Source organism: Kordiimonas sp. SCSIO 12603 (genome assembly GCF_024398035.1).
Taxonomy (GTDB): domain Bacteria; phylum Pseudomonadota; class Alphaproteobacteria; order Sphingomonadales; family Kordiimonadaceae; genus Kordiimonas.
Window position 1 is genome coordinate 3,135,060 of the sequence record NZ_CP073748.1, and the last position, 17,410, is coordinate 3,152,469.

Annotated in this window: 20 protein-coding genes; 9 read left to right on the forward strand and 11 right to left on the reverse strand. The window is 45.8% G+C overall.

Going from position 1 to position 17,410, the window contains the following annotated elements; genetic code table 11:
* Positions 1–48 precede the first annotated feature (48 nt).
* From KFE96_RS14625 to KFE96_RS14635, 3 genes are read left to right on the forward strand one after another with little or no spacing between them, the layout of a single operon-like run.
* Positions 49–1,407: a cytochrome P450 gene (locus KFE96_RS14625; protein ID WP_255833297.1), complete on the forward strand. Its 1,359-nt coding sequence runs from the start codon at positions 49–51 to the stop codon at positions 1,405–1,407.
* 1 nt (position 1,408) lies between these two features.
* Complete coding sequence (locus KFE96_RS14630) at positions 1,409–3,031, forward strand: GMC family oxidoreductase (protein ID WP_255833298.1); 1,623 nt, start codon at positions 1,409–1,411, stop codon at positions 3,029–3,031.
* Positions 3,032–3,050: 19 nt separating this feature from the next.
* A complete protein-coding gene (locus tag KFE96_RS14635; RefSeq protein ID WP_255833300.1) occupies positions 3,051–3,434 on the forward strand; it encodes a DUF423 domain-containing protein in 384 nt (127 codons plus the stop codon).
* On the opposite strand, the gene KFE96_RS14640 is transcribed toward KFE96_RS14635, so the two are convergent.
* The 3 genes from KFE96_RS14640 to KFE96_RS14650 are packed head-to-tail and all read right to left on the reverse strand — an operon-like array spanning position 3,435 to position 5,808.
* Positions 3,435–4,796, reverse strand: a complete 1,362-nt coding sequence (locus KFE96_RS14640; RefSeq protein ID WP_255833301.1) for a sensor histidine kinase — start codon at positions 4,794–4,796, stop codon at positions 3,435–3,437.
* On the reverse strand, positions 4,796–5,464 hold the full coding sequence (locus KFE96_RS14645; RefSeq protein ID WP_247016385.1) for a response regulator transcription factor: 669 nt from the start codon (positions 5,462–5,464) through the stop codon (positions 4,796–4,798). Before KFE96_RS14645 ends, KFE96_RS14640 begins: the two co-directional genes overlap by 1 nt.
* 14 nt (positions 5,465–5,478) lie before the next feature.
* On the reverse strand, positions 5,479–5,808 hold the full coding sequence (locus KFE96_RS14650) for a PepSY domain-containing protein (protein WP_255833302.1): 330 nt from the start codon (positions 5,806–5,808) through the stop codon (positions 5,479–5,481).
* Between the two features lie 133 nt (positions 5,809–5,941).
* Here KFE96_RS14650 and KFE96_RS14655 point away from each other — a divergent pair, with 133 nt between their 5' ends.
* A complete protein-coding gene (locus KFE96_RS14655) occupies positions 5,942–6,799 on the forward strand; it encodes a universal stress protein (protein ID WP_255833303.1) in 858 nt (285 codons plus the stop codon).
* Here KFE96_RS14655 and KFE96_RS14660 read toward each other — a convergent pair.
* Positions 6,796–7,605, reverse strand: coding sequence for an amidohydrolase family protein (locus tag KFE96_RS14660; RefSeq protein ID WP_370650597.1), 810 nt, complete (start codon positions 7,603–7,605; stop codon positions 6,796–6,798). The two genes, KFE96_RS14655 and KFE96_RS14660, sit on opposite strands and share 4 nt — an antisense overlap.
* A gap of 148 nt (positions 7,606–7,753) precedes the next feature.
* Here KFE96_RS14660 and KFE96_RS14665 point away from each other — a divergent pair, with 148 nt between their 5' ends.
* Entirely contained in the window at positions 7,754–8,881 is a 1,128-nt protein-coding gene (locus tag KFE96_RS14665) for a glycosyltransferase family 4 protein (protein ID WP_255833305.1), read from the forward strand.
* On the opposite strand, the gene KFE96_RS14670 is transcribed toward KFE96_RS14665, so the two are convergent.
* From KFE96_RS14670 to KFE96_RS14685, 4 genes are all read right to left on the reverse strand, one after another.
* Complete coding sequence (locus KFE96_RS14670) at positions 8,850–9,878, reverse strand: aminoglycoside phosphotransferase family protein (protein ID WP_255833306.1); 1,029 nt, start codon at positions 9,876–9,878, stop codon at positions 8,850–8,852. The two genes, KFE96_RS14665 and KFE96_RS14670, sit on opposite strands and share 32 nt — an antisense overlap.
* Before the next feature lie 68 nt (positions 9,879–9,946).
* The gene (locus KFE96_RS14675; protein ID WP_255833307.1) at positions 9,947–10,717 is read right to left on the reverse strand and encodes an enoyl-CoA hydratase; all 771 of its coding nucleotides are present in this window, start codon (positions 10,715–10,717) and stop codon (positions 9,947–9,949) included.
* Positions 10,714–11,157 carry a MarR family winged helix-turn-helix transcriptional regulator gene (locus tag KFE96_RS14680; RefSeq protein WP_255833308.1) on the reverse strand — a complete coding sequence of 148 codons (444 nt, stop codon included), beginning with the start codon at positions 11,155–11,157 and terminating at the stop codon, positions 10,714–10,716. The genes KFE96_RS14675 and KFE96_RS14680 overlap by 4 nt, the downstream gene beginning before the upstream one ends.
* A gap of 78 nt (positions 11,158–11,235) precedes the next feature.
* Positions 11,236–11,856 carry a TetR family transcriptional regulator gene (locus KFE96_RS14685; protein ID WP_255833309.1) on the reverse strand — a complete coding sequence of 207 codons (621 nt, stop codon included), beginning with the start codon at positions 11,854–11,856 and terminating at the stop codon, positions 11,236–11,238.
* Positions 11,857–12,076: 220 nt separating this feature from the next.
* Between KFE96_RS14685 and KFE96_RS18205 the strand changes: the two genes are divergently transcribed.
* The 3 genes from KFE96_RS18205 (at position 12,077) to KFE96_RS14700 (ending at position 14,685) form a co-directional block, all read left to right on the forward strand.
* The gene (locus KFE96_RS18205) at positions 12,077–12,733 is read left to right on the forward strand and encodes a CatB-related O-acetyltransferase (RefSeq protein ID WP_304665231.1); all 657 of its coding nucleotides are present in this window, start codon (positions 12,077–12,079) and stop codon (positions 12,731–12,733) included.
* A gap of 271 nt (positions 12,734–13,004) precedes the next feature.
* On the forward strand, positions 13,005–13,988 hold the full coding sequence (locus tag KFE96_RS14695) for a patatin-like phospholipase family protein (RefSeq protein ID WP_255833310.1): 984 nt from the start codon (positions 13,005–13,007) through the stop codon (positions 13,986–13,988).
* 13 nt (positions 13,989–14,001) lie between these two features.
* On the forward strand, positions 14,002–14,685 hold the full coding sequence (locus KFE96_RS14700) for a phytanoyl-CoA dioxygenase family protein (protein ID WP_255833311.1): 684 nt from the start codon (positions 14,002–14,004) through the stop codon (positions 14,683–14,685).
* Here KFE96_RS14700 and KFE96_RS14705 read toward each other — a convergent pair.
* From KFE96_RS14705 to KFE96_RS14715, 3 genes are read right to left on the reverse strand one after another with little or no spacing between them, the layout of a single operon-like run.
* On the reverse strand, positions 14,672–15,334 hold the full coding sequence (locus KFE96_RS14705) for a tRNA (guanosine(46)-N(7))-methyltransferase TrmB (RefSeq protein ID WP_255833312.1): 663 nt from the start codon (positions 15,332–15,334) through the stop codon (positions 14,672–14,674). The genes KFE96_RS14700 and KFE96_RS14705 overlap by 14 nt on opposite strands.
* A 37-nt stretch (positions 15,335–15,371) precedes the next feature.
* On the reverse strand, positions 15,372–16,034 hold the full coding sequence (locus tag KFE96_RS14710) for a hemolysin III family protein (protein ID WP_255833313.1): 663 nt from the start codon (positions 16,032–16,034) through the stop codon (positions 15,372–15,374).
* A gap of 16 nt (positions 16,035–16,050) precedes the next feature.
* Positions 16,051–16,521 carry a DMT family transporter gene (locus KFE96_RS14715; RefSeq protein ID WP_255833314.1) on the reverse strand — a complete coding sequence of 157 codons (471 nt, stop codon included), beginning with the start codon at positions 16,519–16,521 and terminating at the stop codon, positions 16,051–16,053.
* Between the two features lie 220 nt (positions 16,522–16,741).
* Here KFE96_RS14715 and KFE96_RS14720 point away from each other — a divergent pair, with 220 nt between their 5' ends.
* Positions 16,742–17,362, forward strand: a complete 621-nt coding sequence (locus KFE96_RS14720) for a class I SAM-dependent methyltransferase (RefSeq protein WP_255833315.1) — start codon at positions 16,742–16,744, stop codon at positions 17,360–17,362.
* The last annotated feature ends 48 nt before the right edge of the window (positions 17,363–17,410 follow it).

Here is a 17,410-nt window from a genome sequence, read left to right on the forward strand (position 1 = left end):
GATACTCTTTTCACTTGGAAGGGTAAAATTTCTGTTCTGGGGGAGCCTATGTCACAGACAGCTCATATAGACGACACCACAAAAACTGCACGCCTTGAAGATATTCCAGGCGATGAGGGTATGCCGTTTTTCGGCCACACCTTCTGGCTTCTCAGGGACCCTGAAGGTTTCGGGAACACCATGCGTGAAAGGTTCGGCGATACATACCGCACCAATACATTCTTCAAACGTTCAGTAAATTTCTTTGGCGCAGACGCCAACCAATTTGTTTTGATGGATAAAGGGCACAACTTTTCCAGTGAAAAAGGATGGGGGCGTTTTCTGGAAAGGCTGTTTCCACGTGGGTTGATGTTGTTGGACTTTGATGAACACAAAGCCCACAGGCATATTATGGCAGCGGCTTTTAAAACCGGCCCTATGAAAGGATATCTGGAACGCCTAAACGCAGATATGCCCGCGCGCATCGCCAAATGGGGAAAGAAAGAAAGCTTCCATTTCTACCCTGCCATCAAACAGCTTTCCCTTGATATGGCTACCACTGTTTTCTTCGGGCTTGAACCCGGCAAGCAAACAGAAAAGGTCAATAAAGCACTTACAGATATGGTTTCCGCTTCAATAGGTTTGGTCCGTGTACCTATCCCTGGCACAGCTATGTGGGCTGGCGTTCAGGGGCGGAAATATATGATCCAATTCTTGAAAGACCTCATCCCCTCCCGCAGAAACTCTGACGCGTCGGATCTGTTTACACAGCTCTGTAAAGCCGAAGACGAAAACGGGAATACCTTCACTGATCAGGAAATCATCGATCATATGATTTTTTTATGGATGGCCGCACACGATACCATCACAAGCAGCGTCACAACGATGGTCTATCAGTTGGGTAAAAACCCGGACTGGCAAGAGAAATTGAGAAACGAGATTTCTGAGCTAGGCATCAATGACGGTACTTTACCATACGCACTTATGAACAAGTTGGTTCTGAATGAATATGCCTTCAAGGAAGCATTACGGATGAATCCTCCTGTACCGGGAATACCTAGAGAAACTGTTCGAGAAGTTGAATGGCAAGGTCATAAAATCCCAGTTGGCACACCAATTGGTATAAGCCCGACAGCCACCCATAGAGACCCTGCGATATGGCCTGAACCTAACAAGTTTGACCCAATGCGCTTTTCACCAGAAGGTGGCGTAAAAGAACGGCACAAATTCGCCTGGGTACCATTTGGCGGTGGTGCTCATATGTGCGTTGGACTCCACTTTGCCTACATGCAGGCCAAAGTGATTATGACCCATCTGTTGCCAAACTATGAAATCGTATTAGCTGATGATTATACAACTGAGTTCCAAGTAATGCCGCTTATGAAACCAGTAGACGGCCTGCCAGTTAAATTAAAAGCGATTAAATAATATGAGTGAAAAGACATTTGATTATATCGTCATCGGTGCAGGTTCTGCGGGATGCGCGATGGCCTCACGCCTTACTGAAAACCCGAATATCAGTGTATTACTACTTGAAGCAGGCGAGCGTGATAACACGATGAAAATCGATATGCCTGCCATGATCATCGATGTAGTACCACCTAATAAATATAACTGGTCTTATTTCACCGAGCCTCAGCCCAAATTGAATAACCGGGAAATGTACTGGCCGCGCGGTAAAGTTCTGGGCGGATCATCAGCGATTAATGGGCTTCTTTATGTTCGAGGCCATGCTCGTGATTATGATGAATGGGCCCAACTTGGCTGTACTGGTTGGTCTTTTGATGACGTCCTACCCTACTTTAAAAAATCTGAAGGTAGCGACCGGGCTGACGATGGTTTACACAACAGTTCAGGCCCTCTTCTCACGTCTCAACATACCTCCACTAATCCACTGAACCTTGCTTTCCTGAAGGCAGCAGAGGAAATGGGCCTGCCCTATACGGATGATTTCAACGGCCCTCAGCAAGAAGGCGTGGGATGGTATGACCAAACTATCAGAGATGGCCGCAGACAATCAGCGGCACGAGCTTACATCCACCAAGCCCTTGACCGCCCCAACCTCACCGTTCTTACTGGCGCACAAGCACGTAAAATTATTCTGGAAGGCAAAAAAGCCGTTGGTGTTGAGGTAAGCCGCAAAGGTAAAATCGAAAGCTGGAAGGCAGGCAGAGAAGTAATATGCTCAGGTGGTGCCATCAACAGCCCTCAACTTTTACAACTTTCGGGTATCGGTGATCCTGCCGATATTCAAGACGTTGGCTTACCGGTACATCATGAACTCAAGGGCGTAGGTAAAAACATGCAGGATCATCTTGATCTGACTGTATATGCCAAAATCAATGAACCGATTTCCGCCATCAAATACAAAGCGCCTCATCGCGCTATTTTCGAGATGGCAAAATGGTTTATGAAAAAACCGGGTGTGCTTTCTGATTGCGTAACGCCTGTTGGCGCATTCCTGAAAACCGATAAAGCACTCGAACGCCCAGACATCCAATTCCATATCATGCTGGCCATGGCTTCAAAACCGCACGGGTTTGAACAGCCAACCGAACACGGTATGGGCATTCATGTTTGCCAGCTTCGTCCACACAGCCGAGGCACTATCAGCCTTAAATCTGATGATCCGCTCGCTCCAGCGAAGATCGACCCCAATTACCTGGAGGCAGAAGAAGATTTACGCGTGATGAGAGAAGGCGTAAAAACTGTTCGCCGCTTTATGCGCCAACCTGCACTCGCACGTTATATCACTGAAGAGCAAGCGCCCTGGAACAGTGTAGATATTGATGATGATGAAGGAACGAATGCTGTTGTTCGTGAAAAGGCAGAGACCATTTACCACCCCGTTGGCACATGCGCCATGGGCCCAACAGATAATGTAAACAGCGTTGTAGACCCCAAAACCTTGAAAGTGATTGGCATGGAAGGTTTGCGTGTGGTTGATGCGTCAATTATGCCCAGATTAATTGGTGGCAATACCAACGCACCTACTATTATGATCGCTGAGAAGTGCGCAGATATGATTAAGGCAGAGCTTGTCCCTGCCTAATAGGTAGGGAGTTAGCCCTGTGAAAACCAAATATATATTAGCTTTAGCAGGCTTAAACGGGATAACAGCGACAGCGCTTGCTGCTATTGGCTCCCATGCAATCAAGTTTGAGGGCAAGGGGCAATCGCTCTTTGATCAGGCAATCAATTTCCATTTTTGGCATGCTCTCGCAATGATCGGTGCAATTTTACTAAGCCAATGGGAACAAAAGAAAACCGCTTCTGCAGCTACTATCTGTTTCATGCTCGGCATTCTATTCTTTTCTGGCAGCCTATATTGGCGCGCTATTATGGGCCCCGGCAGTTTAGGTAGTTTCCACTGGATTACACCAATTGGTGGCCTAAGCTTTATGGCCGGATGGTTACTACTGATCATCGGAGCCCTTAAAGCAAAAACTGAATAGTTATTTACAAGGTAGTTTTAATGTTGCCTGCAAGCCGCCCATTTCTGAGTGGGCGAGCCTTGCCTGACCACCATAAAGCTCTGCAATATCCCGTACGATGGCCAGGCCCAGTCCTGTGCCCGGCACATGCTCATCAAGCCTCCTGCCCCGTTCAAATAGCGTATCAATCTGCTCATCAGGCACGCCCGGGCCATCATCTTCTACATGGATTTCCATAAAGGGCCTGCGAGGACTATCCGCTAAACGTTCAACCGAAACCATCACTCGGCCAGTTGCCCATTTACCTGCGTTATCAATGAGGTTACCGATAATCTCATCAAAATCTTCTTTTTCACCATCAAAACGCAACTCGTCTGGACAATCCAGATCGTAAAGAACACCTTTTTCCCGTGTCATGACACTTACGGCATTAATTAGCTTTTCAAGGCGTTCTTTGATTGGAAGGCCCGCGCCAGATCCTCCACCAGCGATACGTGCGCGTTTCAGATGATGATCAATATGCTCACGCATCAGCTGAACCTGCTTAGCGATACGCATAGACACTTCATCACCTTTGCCTTCCACGTCATTTTTAACGACAGAAAGCGGTGTTTTCAGCGCATGAGCCAAATTCCCAACATGGGTCCTAGCGCGGTCAACCAATTGCTCATTTTGATCAAGAAGAGCATTTGTTTCTTGCGCCACAGGCTGCAAATCAGGAGGCCAACTTCCTTCAATACGTATTTCTTTACCTGCACGAATTTCCGAAATGTTTTTACCAAGCTGCCGAAGAGGCCGCAGTCCATAACGTACCTGAAGAACAAGCGCCATGGACACCGTGAACATGATGATGGAAAGCGCAATGAACAGAAGGTAGTTAAACTGGTTGATTGCCGCAGTGATTTCTGCCGTATCTGTTGCTACCTGATAATGAAAAATCCTGTCAGCTTCAGGCAAGATAATATCTTTTTCTGCCACCCTAAGCGCTTGGCCATCTGGGCCTACCACTTTGGAAAATTTAAGAGAAAAACTGTTATGCTCAAAATTCGTAGGCAGCTCAAAATCCCACAGTGAACGAGCACGAAATGGTTCCTGTCCTTTTTCTGATATTTGCCAATACTGGCCAGAATAAGGAGTAGTAAAACGTTGATCAAACAGTGGCCGATTAAACCTCAAAACCCCTTCAGGCGAAATCTCACTGATACCCACCATAGTATCAATGAGCGATTCAAGCTTTCTGTCCACGTCATTCAATACATACGTGCGGAAAACGAAGGAAAGCGCAAAACCACCCACTGTAAGCGCTGCGATTGACCATATCACTGCCGACAGGAACAATCGTCCCGGGATCGTAACCAGAAAGAGCTTTAAGCGTGATAACACTAAGCAGCCTCATCCCATTCAAGACGGTAACCAAGACCACGTACTGTATGAATAATACTGGTATCTAGTTTCTTCCTGATACGGTTTACGAACACCTCAATAGTGTTGCTGTCTCTATCAAAGTCCTGATCATAAATATGTTCGGTAAGCTCTGTACGGGAAATCACCTTGCCTTCATGATGCATAAGATATGAAAGAAGTTTAAATTCCTGTGCTGTTAGCTTGATCGGGCGACCATCAACCGTTACCCGGCCATTTCGTGTATCAAGAAGTACAGGGCCACATTCTAACTGTGGATTAGTTTGCCCAGCAGAGCGGCGAATAAGGGCCCGCAAGCGTGCAAGAAGTTCTTCAACAATAAACGGCTTCGTCAAATAATCATCGGCGCCCGCATCAAGGCCTTCGACCTTATCAGTCCAACCATCACGGGCTGTCAGCACAAGAACAGGCATTTTCTTATCTTCAGCGCGCCAACGTTTCAGAACACTCTTACCATCAAGAATCGGCAAGCCCAGATCAAGGATAACGGCATCATAAGGTTCCGTATCTCCAAGAAAATGCCCCTCTTCTCCATCATGGGCCATATCAACTGCATAACCTGCGTCAAGCAGGCACTGCTGGATCTGCCCAGCCAAACTAAGATCATCTTCAACAACTAGTATACGCATAACAGCCTCCCAGGTTATCTGGTGCTAAGAATTTTTCCATTGCGAGCATCAACAACAGCAGCAACAACCCTGCCATTATTTTTACTTACCCGCATAAAATATTGCCATCCACGGTTTGTGCGGCGTAGCTGAATATTCACTACGCGACCTTTAAGTTTGGATTGCACAATTTTTCTGATTTGCGAGTAGGACATAATGTCCCCACGCTTAATGGCTTTTAGGGCTTCATCATGCTCATCTGCAGCAACAGCTGTACTCACAAATTGTGGCAGTGCTGAAACAACAGCTGTAGCTCCCAAAAACAGGGCACTCAGTAATACCAATTTTCGCAAAACATACATCATGGGTTATACTCTGCTATGATAACGCTGAACCGTTGATGAATTCCGTACATCTATTTGGGTTCATCATACAGTATTTCTGCCAGTTATAAGAGAGAATGACACAAATAACCAAGAAGAAATAAGGAGATATCACATGAAATCCGTCCTATTGCCGCTTACAGCCCATGTAGACTTGGCTCCTGTTTCTGAATTCACCGCACGCTTCAGCAAAAAACACAGTGCCACCATAACCGCACTTTACGTGGAACCAGACCCCCGCACAGCTATCCCCTTTGTAGGAGAAGGCCTTTCCGCCGATATCATTCAAAGCGTTCAGGAAGCCGCCGAGCAGGAAAACGATGAACACGAAAAATTCTGTAAAGAGCAATTTGCAGAAATCATGAAAAGCCACTCAATTGCAAAAAAGAACGGCGATGATATTTTGCCAAACTCACATTACCGCTGGAAAACACTGGTTGGCGAAATCTCGGATCATATTGGCAGAAAAGCTCGCACAGCTGATGTATCTATCTGCATGCAACCTTCTGATAAACATGAATGCTACAAGCATCTTTTTAATGATCTGATTTACCGTTCCGGCAGGCCAGTATTGATGATACCGACAGAGGGTAACTTTGAAGTTGGCACCAATATCCTGATTGCCTGGAATGGCAGAGCAGAAGTTGCCCGTTCTATCGCAAATGCTCTTCCTATTCTCCGGACCGCCGGGAAGATATCGATCGTTCAAGTAGATGAAATAGATGAAGACAGACCGTCGCTCTATGAAGCTGCCGAATATCTGGAAGACCATGGATTAACCGTATCCATCATTGAACAGCCACAATCAAACGCAGGCATCTCGGATACCATCCTGGCAACCGCACAAGATATTCAGGCGGATCTAATCGTCATCGGTGCTTACTCCCATGCCCGGTGGCATGAAATAATACTGGGCAGCATCACTACCCAGATTGTTGCAAATACAAAGCTTCCAGTTTTCATGAGCCATTAAAGGCCAAATACCCTCTTCGCGTTTCCGCTGAGGAAAAGTTCTTTTGCCTCGTCATCAAGGCCTAAGCTATCCAACGCTTCAAGGGCTTTACCCGGCGTTATCATCGGGTAATTGGTACCAAACAACACTTTCCTGCGCCCATGCCTGCGCATAAATTCCACAAGCTGTGCCGGATAGCGAGCGGCTGTATACGCTGATGTATCAATGAATACATTTTCGTGTTTGGTAGCAACCGCTATGGCTTCATCTGTCCAAGGATACCCAATATGGCCGCCAACAATTTTAAGCTCTGGAAAATCAAGCGCTACTTGGTCAATATAAATTGGGCGCCCCACCTCAGATGGCATTAACGGACCAGTATGCCCAATCTGCGTACAGAAAGGCACACCAAGTTCACAACAAGCGGTGTAAACGGGATAGAAACGGCGGTCTGTCGGCGGCACTTCCCAAAGCCACGGAAGAACCCGTATAGCTTTGAAGCCCAATTCATTTACACAGCGACGGATTTCCCGCACCGCTTCCATTGGTTTTGAAATATCAACAGACCCAACCCCGACAAACCTGTCTGGATATTTACTGACAAACGCCGCGACTTCATCATTGGAGATCATAATATTTCGAGGTGCATACCAAGCTGAAATCAAACTCTTGGAGACACCAACAGCGTCCATGGCTCCAACGGTAATTTCCAGCGATAGTTCTTCTGTTGGTGTTTCTGTTTTATTCCACCGCCGGAGCGATTCAAAAACCGGGTCTTGGCTATGCCGTAAAGTGGGGTGCTGTGCCCAAGCATCAATGATCATTATTTTTATTCCTTATACCGATTGCTTCTTTATTAGTATCACCTATAACGATTAACTCGTTATTCAAGAAAATAAGGCAATTTTCAGCTAAGGCTTGATTCCAATAGGATTTTCAGCCCTAATGTCAGCGAATGAAAGATGGAGTAGCCCAGTGTCCGTAAACAAACGTGTTCTACATGTTTTTTCCTCGTTTGAGGTTGGAGGATCACAGCGGCGTTTTGCTACTTATATCTCTCACACAAACACCAATTGTGAGCATATGGTGTACGCCATGGATGGCTGTTATGATGCCGCCAAGTTGGTTCAAAATTCTAAATTATCAATTGCTGACAATATCAACATCACTAAGGGCAATACCCGTCAAGCCATCAAACAAATCAAACAGTATTTGAAAACCGAAACACCCGACCTTTTGGTAACCTATAATTGGGGCGCTACTGAATGGGTCATGGCGAATGTCTTTTCAAAGATATGTCCTGTTATCCATGTTCAGGACGGTTTTGGCGAAGATGAACAAAATACCGAAAAGCTCACCCGCAGATTGATGCGAATGTTTGCTTACCGCCAATGTAATACTGTCGTTGTGCCTTCAAAAACACTGGAACGTATTGCACGCCGCAACTGGTTTTTACCCGAGGGTGAAGTGAGTTATATTCCAAACGGCATTGATATAGACCGTTTTATCTGCCCTGAAGACATCGGTTTTGCACGGTCAATTGGGATTGATCCTGATAAACCCGTGATAGGTATTGTTGCGGCCCTCAGGCCTGAGAAAAACGTTGGCCGTTTGATTGAAGCTTTTAGCAAGGTAGAAGATGAGATAGATGGAGCTCAGCTAGTTATTGTAGGCAGCGGCATTGGCACTTCCGCCATGAAAATGCTGGCTGAACGGGTGTGCAAACCGGGCCGCGTTATCTTTGCTGGCAATATGGAAAACCCGGAAAAACTGCTGCCTTCCTTTGACGTCTTCGCCCTCTCGTCTGATACAGAACAGATGCCTCTGTCCGTTATCGAAGCCATGGCCTGCGCCCTTCCAATAGTCAGCACTGATGTGGGAGATATTTCCCACATGGTTTCAGGGCAAAATGCTCCTTATATTAGCGGAAATAACGCTGAATCGCTTGCCGATAACCTTATCCAAATGCTCGGCAGCCATGAAGTATCAATTCGAATTGGCGCTGCTAACCAAGCCAAGGCAAAAGAACAATTCTCACTTAAAACAATGATTGATGCCTACGACAGCTTATTCACTCATCATGGAAAGCTGGCGCAAGACTAGTTTGTGGTTCAGGGAATTCTCTTTCCAAAAAGCCCGGCACCATCTTATGCACGAGATCGCGTATCTCACCCAGATGTGGCTGACTTAAACTACGGTCCAGCAACCTTAGAACATGAGGGATATGTTTCAGATACACATGTTTATCGTCTCGCTCTGAAAGGCGAATAAAGATACCAGCAACTTTTGCATGGCGCTGTGCACCAAGCGTTGCGATATCATTGAGGAATTGAATTCGGTCCAGTTCAGGGAAAGCCGCGAAATATTTTGCGAGTACAGCACGACGTGTTTCAGCAGATACTCCTCTACGCGCATCTTCAATCAATGAAACCAAATCATAAACGGGGCTACCTAAAAGTGCATCCTGAAAATCAAGAAGACCGCAAGCAGTAACCCCCTTGCCTTCAAGTCGCATCGCGTTATCCACATGGAAGTCCCGGTACACAAATACTGCCTGATCTTTAGCAATATTTGCCAATGCCTTTTGCCATACCAAATTCCAGGCATCCCGCTCTGCTTCAGTGATACTTTCCCCCCGTACATAAGGTACAAACCACTCAGTGAACAAGTTAACCTCACGCATCAATGCCACCATATCATATGGTTGAAGCTGGATACCTTCTGGCTTTCCTTGCTGTTTAGTATGGATTAGAACATCCGCGGCCAAGTCATAAAGCTCAGCCTCAGGCCAACCATCAGCCAACAATTTAGTGAAAGTATCGGCCCCGAAATCTTCGATGAGCGCCATACCCAGCTCAAGATCTTCCGCGTAAATTTCCGGTACGCGCAAACCGACTGAAGCCAGATAACGGTTTGTATCCAGATAGGCTTTTAAGTTTTCAGTTTCTGGTGGTGCGTCCATTAACAGACATTTACGGGAACCATCGATCAGACGTGTATAGGTGCGGTTTGAAGCATCTGCTTTTAATGGGAACAGGTCTGCCTCTTCCCATCCATTCTTTTTCACAAATGCTTCTTGTTGCTCTAACCGAGTATCCACAGCCCATATACCTCCAAACTTGTTTATCTTTGGGTGGCACAGGATTGTGGTAATAGCAATATGATTATTTAGCCAAAATTAGGCGCACGCTTTTGCATAAACGCCATGATGGCCTCCATTACCTCGGGTGATTTAAGCTGCTGGCCAAAATAGATATTCTCTTCCTGCATCTTCGCACCTAGCACTTCTTTATCACCCCTCATTAAACGCTTGGTCATGCGGATTGCCTGTGGCGCTTTTGAAGCCAGGGCAGCGGCAGCTTTTTCAGCTGTTGGCAGCAAGTCTTCTTGTGAACACTTACCATTAGCCAAACCGATAGATACCGCTTCGTCTGCACCAACCTTTTTACCCAACATGAAAATTTCAGCCGCTTTTACGTGACCTGTAAGGCGCGGTAACAGCATGGAAGACGCGGCCTCTGGCACTAATGCAAGGTCAACAAACGGCGCTTGAATAGTGGCTTCTTCAGCAACATAAACAATATCACAATGAAGAAGCATCGTAAGACCAATACCAACCGCAACGCCGTTCACCGCGGCAACATATGGTTTTTCAGCGTTTACAAACGCACGCAACACTCGAGCTACCGGTAGCTCCGACACTTCTGAACCATCATGGGAACCTGCTTGCTGGAAATCAATGAGATCATTCCCTGCCGTAAAAGCTTCAGCGCTGGATTTAAAGAGCACAGCACGAACATCATCATTTGTTTCAGCATCTTCAAGCGCATCCGCAATTTTCGCATACATCGCATGCGTCAGTGCATTCTTTTTATCAGGTCGGTTGAAAGTAATGGTTAAAATACGGTCTTTGATTTCCGTTAGCACATGATCAGTCATGCGGTTTTCCCCTTTGCATGTAGGTATGCGTTATTCGCTCGTTCAATTGTTGTTTCAAGAAATTTAGAGATCAACGCCTGCTCTTCTTCACTATAGCCATCAAGGAGTTGACTATTGGCTTCGGCAATCATGCTTTTGCTTTCTTGCACGATAGATTTGCCTGCCTCTTTCAAGCAAACAATGAAAGAACGCCTGTCCTCATCTGCTCGTTTTCGTTCAAGAAGGTCTTTCTGTTCCATGCGGTCAACCAGACCTGACGTAGCAGCTGCCTTAAGGCCAATCACTGTTGCGAGTTCACCAATAGGCAAACCATCCTTTTCATTAAGCGCCAACAGCACAACATGCTGCGTTGAAGAAATACCATATTTTTCTTCAAGCATCTTATCGGCCAGCCTGAAAATCGCCCGGTGGCTTTTATGTAGTAAATGGAACAGTCTCATATGATCAAATCGCGATCTCAAATTAATATTTCGTATACGAAGTAATTCAAAAAAGCGATTGGTCAACTAATTAATTTTTCAGCGACCGAAGATACGGTGCAAATGCTGCTCTAGCGAGGTTTGGAAATCCACACGGAACACGGCCATATCATCTCTGGCAAGTACATCGGCCATGGTTCCTCGCGGGTGCGCCATTAACCACGCACCAATCACAGCCTGCTGCGCATGAATAAGCATGGGATAAAGAACTTCTGGATCAGTTTCTTCAAACCAGATAGAGAAAACCTCTAAGAAATCCGCAGCGATATCCTTCATCTTCAGCTTAAACTCAAGTGCCTCATCATATGTAAGGTCACGTTCAAGTACTGAATGCAGAATAGCTGACAAGCGACAAAACAGTGGACGTTCTGCATACACCTCAGCCATGGCCCTGCTAAGTTCTTCAGGTTTTGCTCTATTCCTGAAATCTTCAATAATCCGAGCTATTTCCTGTTCATAAAGCGCAAGAAACAACACTTCCTTACCTCGGAAATAGCGATATAGAGCTGGCTTAGTGATACCAACGTGTCTGGCAAGCACAGAGAGCTTCACATCTTCATATTGCTCACGCGCAAACATTTCGCCAGCAGCATCCAATATCTGCTGACGCCTGAGGGCTTTTTGCTCAGGGCTGATTGCACGTTTTCTAATTGAAACCATAAAGTTCTCTACTATTTATGTGAAATACCTAGCACGCGAAATTCATATTGCAAAGTTATGAAGCTTGATGAAGAATGCGTGCAGCTCAACACGATGTTTGAGCCGTTTACGCCCAACTGGTGGAAGGAACCTTGCCAATGATCAAAGCTCTGTAACCAAAACAGTAAGCCCCAAAGCTGCTGTTCCTTATTCTGGTACTTTTTATAAAGCGAGCTTTGTTATGCAAGATTCTATTCAAATCCCAAATCCGGATACTGTTCACCCGCTTGAACATACAGACCGTGTTATCTTTCTTAAAACTGTTGTACGGGGAGATAATATCACTGTTGGTGATTATACCTATTACGACAGCCCCAATAGTCCTGAAAACTTTCAGGAAGAGAATGTGCTCTATCATTATGATTTTGTAGGGGACAAACTTACTATTGGTAAATTCTGCGCACTGGGCACCGGCACCAAATTCATTATGAACGGCGCCAATCACCGTATGGATGGGCCTTCCACGTTTCCTTTCCCTATTTTTGGCGGCAGCTGGGCAGACCATATGGATCTGCTTGGTGGCTTACCTTCGAAAGGAGATACTACAGTAGGCCATGATGTTTGGTTTGGTTACAACAGCCTCATTATGCCCGGCGTTAAAATAGGCCACGGTGCCATCATCGCATCTGGTTCTGTAGTTACAGAAGATGTGCCTGATTTTGCTATCGTCGGCGGCAATCCCGCGAAAGTCATCAAAAAACGTTTCGATGACGCAACTATTGAAAAATTACTGGGTATCGCCTGGTGGGACTGGTCAATGGAGAAAATCACGAAGAACATCAGAGCAATCATGGCGGGCGATGTTTGTGAACTTCAAAATATAGCTAACAAAATGTAAAAAACTTCGCGGGTTTGACTATCGTCAAATCCTTATCCTGCATACATGGTAATTTGATCTTGCTTCCGGCGCAGAGGCGGCAACACCTCACAGCAGCCTTTCAGATGCACTCTGCTTCCCTTGTCATCTGATTCACGGCATCGCCAAATCTTTGCCGGAGGCGCCTATCTTTGATATTTCAATCATTACAGTACCTTGGCACGCATCCTACCCGATGCGTGCTTTCTTTTACTTTTACGTGTACACTATCCTCTTTTTGGGGAGATATATTATGTTTGACACGCGTAATTCACTTGTTCTTTCTGGCGGTAATGTAAAAGGCTCTTATCAAGCGGGGGCGCTCAAAGCGCTTTTCAATCACACCTTCCCTGATGGCAGCAAATTTAAACCCGGTGCTATATACGGCGTTTCCGTTGGGGCTATGAACGGCGGTTTCATTGCTGACCGCGCTGGTCAAGCAGCCCTTAAAGGCCAAGAGCCAGATTGGCCTGAAATCGGTAATGAACTTGAAGCCTTTTGGCGAAACAACATCACCAGCTTTGCCTCTATCGGCAAAAAACGCAGTGCCTTTTCACTCGCCCTGAAAATAATTGGCGGCAAATTCAATGGCCTTACGAAAATGGATGGGGCCGCAGAACTAGCCCGTGCCAACATTCGTTATGAAAACTTAAAGGCCAGTAAAACTTATTATGCCTGCGGCGTAACCAACATGCGCACCGGTGATTATTTTGACGCGGATGTTGGCACCTTTGGGGAAGATATTTTGGATTATGTCATAGCGTCCACCCGTGAACCTGTGAACATGCCGATCATGTGGGTAAAAGACCAGCCTCTTGTGGATGGTGGTGTCAGGAACATTGCCCCTCTTGCTCCGGCGATTAAGCGCGGTGCAGAAAAAATGGCAATCATAGCCATGAAACCTGATCATATGTCTGTAGTGGAATCCAAGAAAGAATTCGGCAATATGCTGAAGCTTCTCAAACGTACACTTGGGACTCTCACCAACGAGATTATGAATAATGATCTGGAGAAAGTGCGCGATATCAACGCAGCCTGCCAAAAGGAACTGGACGCGGGCGGGCAAGTTCATACTGCTGGGAAACGGATCATTGAATTCGTTGAAGTCCGACCACAGGAGCGCCTTGCCATTGATTCAACGGATTTCACATCTGATGATATAAAGCGCCTTATCAAACAAGGTGAAGAAGAAGCAAAAGAACAACTCGCCAAAGGTTGGCTCACCGGCAACGAATAATAAAGCGATTTTTATGTTTCCAGTATCAGGCTTAACATTTACGGAGCACGGAGCAGAACTCATTGATGATTTTCTGTCTCCAGCTTCGCTCAAATCTCTACAAACGGCTACCGACACATTAACGCTCCCCACTATTAAAGGCGGCTTAAGGAATGCGGAAACAAAAATCCCATTAATTAGCAAAACAATTGAAATTGAAGCGATTCAAGAACGCCTTGAGGCTTATTTGGCACCTCCCCTATCCCTTGTGAGAGCTATCTATTTTGATAAAACTATAGATCAAAATTGGTTAGTTCCTTGGCATCAGGATTTAACTATTGCGGTTGATCGTTTTTTTGAATGCGAGGGCTGGGAAAATTGGACTCAAAAAGATGGTATCTGGCATGTCCAAGCGCCACTCGCGGTGTTGGAGAATATGATCACGCTACGCATTCATTTAGATGATACGGATCAAAGAAATGGATGTCTGAATATAGTACCTTCCAGTCACGCCTTAGGTCGTATACCACATAGAACTATCACAAGCATCACAGCACAATCAGGCCACACTGCGTGTGTGGCTAACGCTGGCTCGGCACTTATCATGAGACCTCATATTATACATTCTTCAAAAAAAGGCACAAAGCCATCAAGGCGTCGAATTATTCATCTGGAGTTCTCCAGTTTTCAATTACCTGAAGACGTTAATTGGGCTTGATGTCAGTAATTAGTCGGTAAACCTGCTGACCGCTCTCATGGTATTTTTTCTCAAAAGGTGTGAGATATTCTTCTGGTTCAAATCCCTCTAACTCTGAAACATGCCCAGCTAGTTTCAAAGCAATCTGAAACTCTTCCAGATACAGCTTCCAGTTTGACCTCATTTCAAACTGGCCACCAAGTTTCAACATATAGGGAAATACAGGTGCTCCGTGCCAACGACGCCCTAAATGGGCCGATTTCGGCCAAGGATTAGGATAAAGCACAAAATGCTTTTCCACCTGCCAACCTGCTGTCACCATCAAACGGTAAAAATCATTTAAATCTGCCCGCCGAAGGATCATGTTTTCAGGGTCGACCTGCAATCTTTCGCGGGTTACCCGGCTTGCTGATTTATCAATACCAATTACCAAATGATCAGGATGATCTCTCGCGATCAATCGCGTGCTATCCCCAACACCGCAGCAACTATCGAAAACTACCGAACCCGCATGTTTACTCACAAGCTTATTCACTTCGTCAAAAACACGCTGGGTATGATCCGCAATCGGCTTTTTAAAATCAGCCTTCAAATGCTTAAGCACAGTCGCTTCAAGCCGTTCATGCGGGCCTGTTTGGTTACTTTCAATTGTTCTGGATTTCTGCTGCATGGCAGAGGCTATAACCCAAGCGCTAATCGCAGGTCAATTAAATCACATAAAGGTAGATCGCAAAGAAATGACTAGCACTGCCCAAAAGCACAAATACATGCCAAACAGCATGGAAATAAGCGACAGATTTGATCGCATAGAAAATTGCGCCAATAGTGAAAAAAGCCCCACCAGCGAATAACCAATAGAGTGCTTCTTTAGGCAAACTTTCAGCGAGAGGCCCAACCATCAACACCCCAGCCCACCCCATGGCCAAATAAATGGCAAGCGAGATATAATTCATCTTCTTACCGCTTTTGCGAAGAAAAGCGATCAGCTTGAATAGCGTACCTGAAAGCGCTGCCCCCCAAACACCAACCATAACCCAAATACCAGTTGAAGCAGGAAGTGTAATCAGAGCAAATGGCGTGTAACTGCCAGCAATTTTAAAATAGATAGCTGAGTGATCCAGCATCTTAAAAAACGGCTGCAACTTGCTTTTAAACATGCTGTGGTAAAGCGTGGAACAGCCATACATTAAAATCATACAGCCTGCGTAAATGGAAACGGCAGTGATGGATAAAACGCCTTGATCACTGGCTTTAAGAAGTAAAAACACCATAGCAATTGCCGCCAGAACAATTCCTACCCCGTGAGTACCAGCGTGGACGATTTCTTCCATAACGCTATAGGGGCGGATGCTCTTTTCTGCAGTTGCCATTTTATGCTTCCCTTGGTTATGCCCCCGGGATATCCGTTGGCGTTGGGCGCGTAATCATATAGACGCCTATGATCAAGAGTAGCGCACCACTGGCTTTTTGCCAATTAATAGGCTGAGCTTCATTCATAATTCCGTAGTGATCAAGGAAAAGTGAAGCAACGACCTGCCCACCAATAACCAGGGCAACCATACTCGCGGCCCCTAATACCGGAGCTGTCATTGTAGCGGTCGCAACAAAATAAGCGCCAAGCAAGCCGCCAATCCAAGCCCACCAGGGCAAAGAAGCTAGTTGAGCTGTATTGAAGTTTGGCATTTTGGTAACGGCTAGAAAAATCATCAGGCCAAGAGTGCCTACAGCAAACGAAATCGCAGACGCTGAACTAGCTCCGCCAACCGCAGTTCCTAAGCGGGCATTAATCAATGCCTGAAGCGGCAAAACTGCTCCGGCAAACAATGCCGCGAACATATAAATGGACTTACCTGTCACAAACAAAACCTTTTACTCAATACTCTAAACAAGCGGCGTATGTAATGGATGAGGCTTCAGCTTTCAACAGACAATCTGTCACGCCAGCTATGCACCGAACGATTATTTAAAAATATCGCCGATTTCCGAAAAATTGAATAAATTTCAAAATCAGTAAGACCAATGTATTTATTGTTTCTAACAATACGCTCACTGAATCAGTTGGGTATGGAGAATAGAAATGCAAACGCCGCTTTTCATCGCGGAACATAGCTGTCATGCACGCGGTTTTATAGGAAGCATGATTGCTAAATGGATGGCGTTTGCAACCGCTGGGGCAAATGAAAAAGCCGTTTCACTGCTAGACATCCAGAATGGTGAAAAAGTGCTTGATTTTGGGACCGGACACGGTCGTACTCTTGGTCTTATCCATAACAGAACGCCAGACGGGCTTACGGTTGGGCTGGATAACAGCCCTATTATGATTAAAGAAGCTATCCGACGAAACAAAAGCCATATCGAAAACAACACTATGGAAATATACCAATCCCATGGTGCCTCGCTTAAATTCTCTGATGGATATTTCGACAAAGCCCTAATGGTGCACAGCTGTTACTTTCTTCATCCACTCGAAGAATATTTTGCTGAGATGAAACGTGCCTTGAAAAAAGACGGTGTTTTTGTTGTTTGCTTTCAACGCCGGAGACAACATAGACCGAATACACTGCCTGACGAAGTTTACCGACTGAGAACAGCTGAAGAAATGAAGGTTCTGCTCTGGGATGCAGGCTTTACTCTTACCGAAGAAGCAGTGCTTGAAAAAGGTAACAAGCCACTCGTCTGGCTGAAGGTGCAAGCGTAATAAATAGAAAAGCCTCGCCAACTGTGCAGGAACAGTGGCGAGGCACCT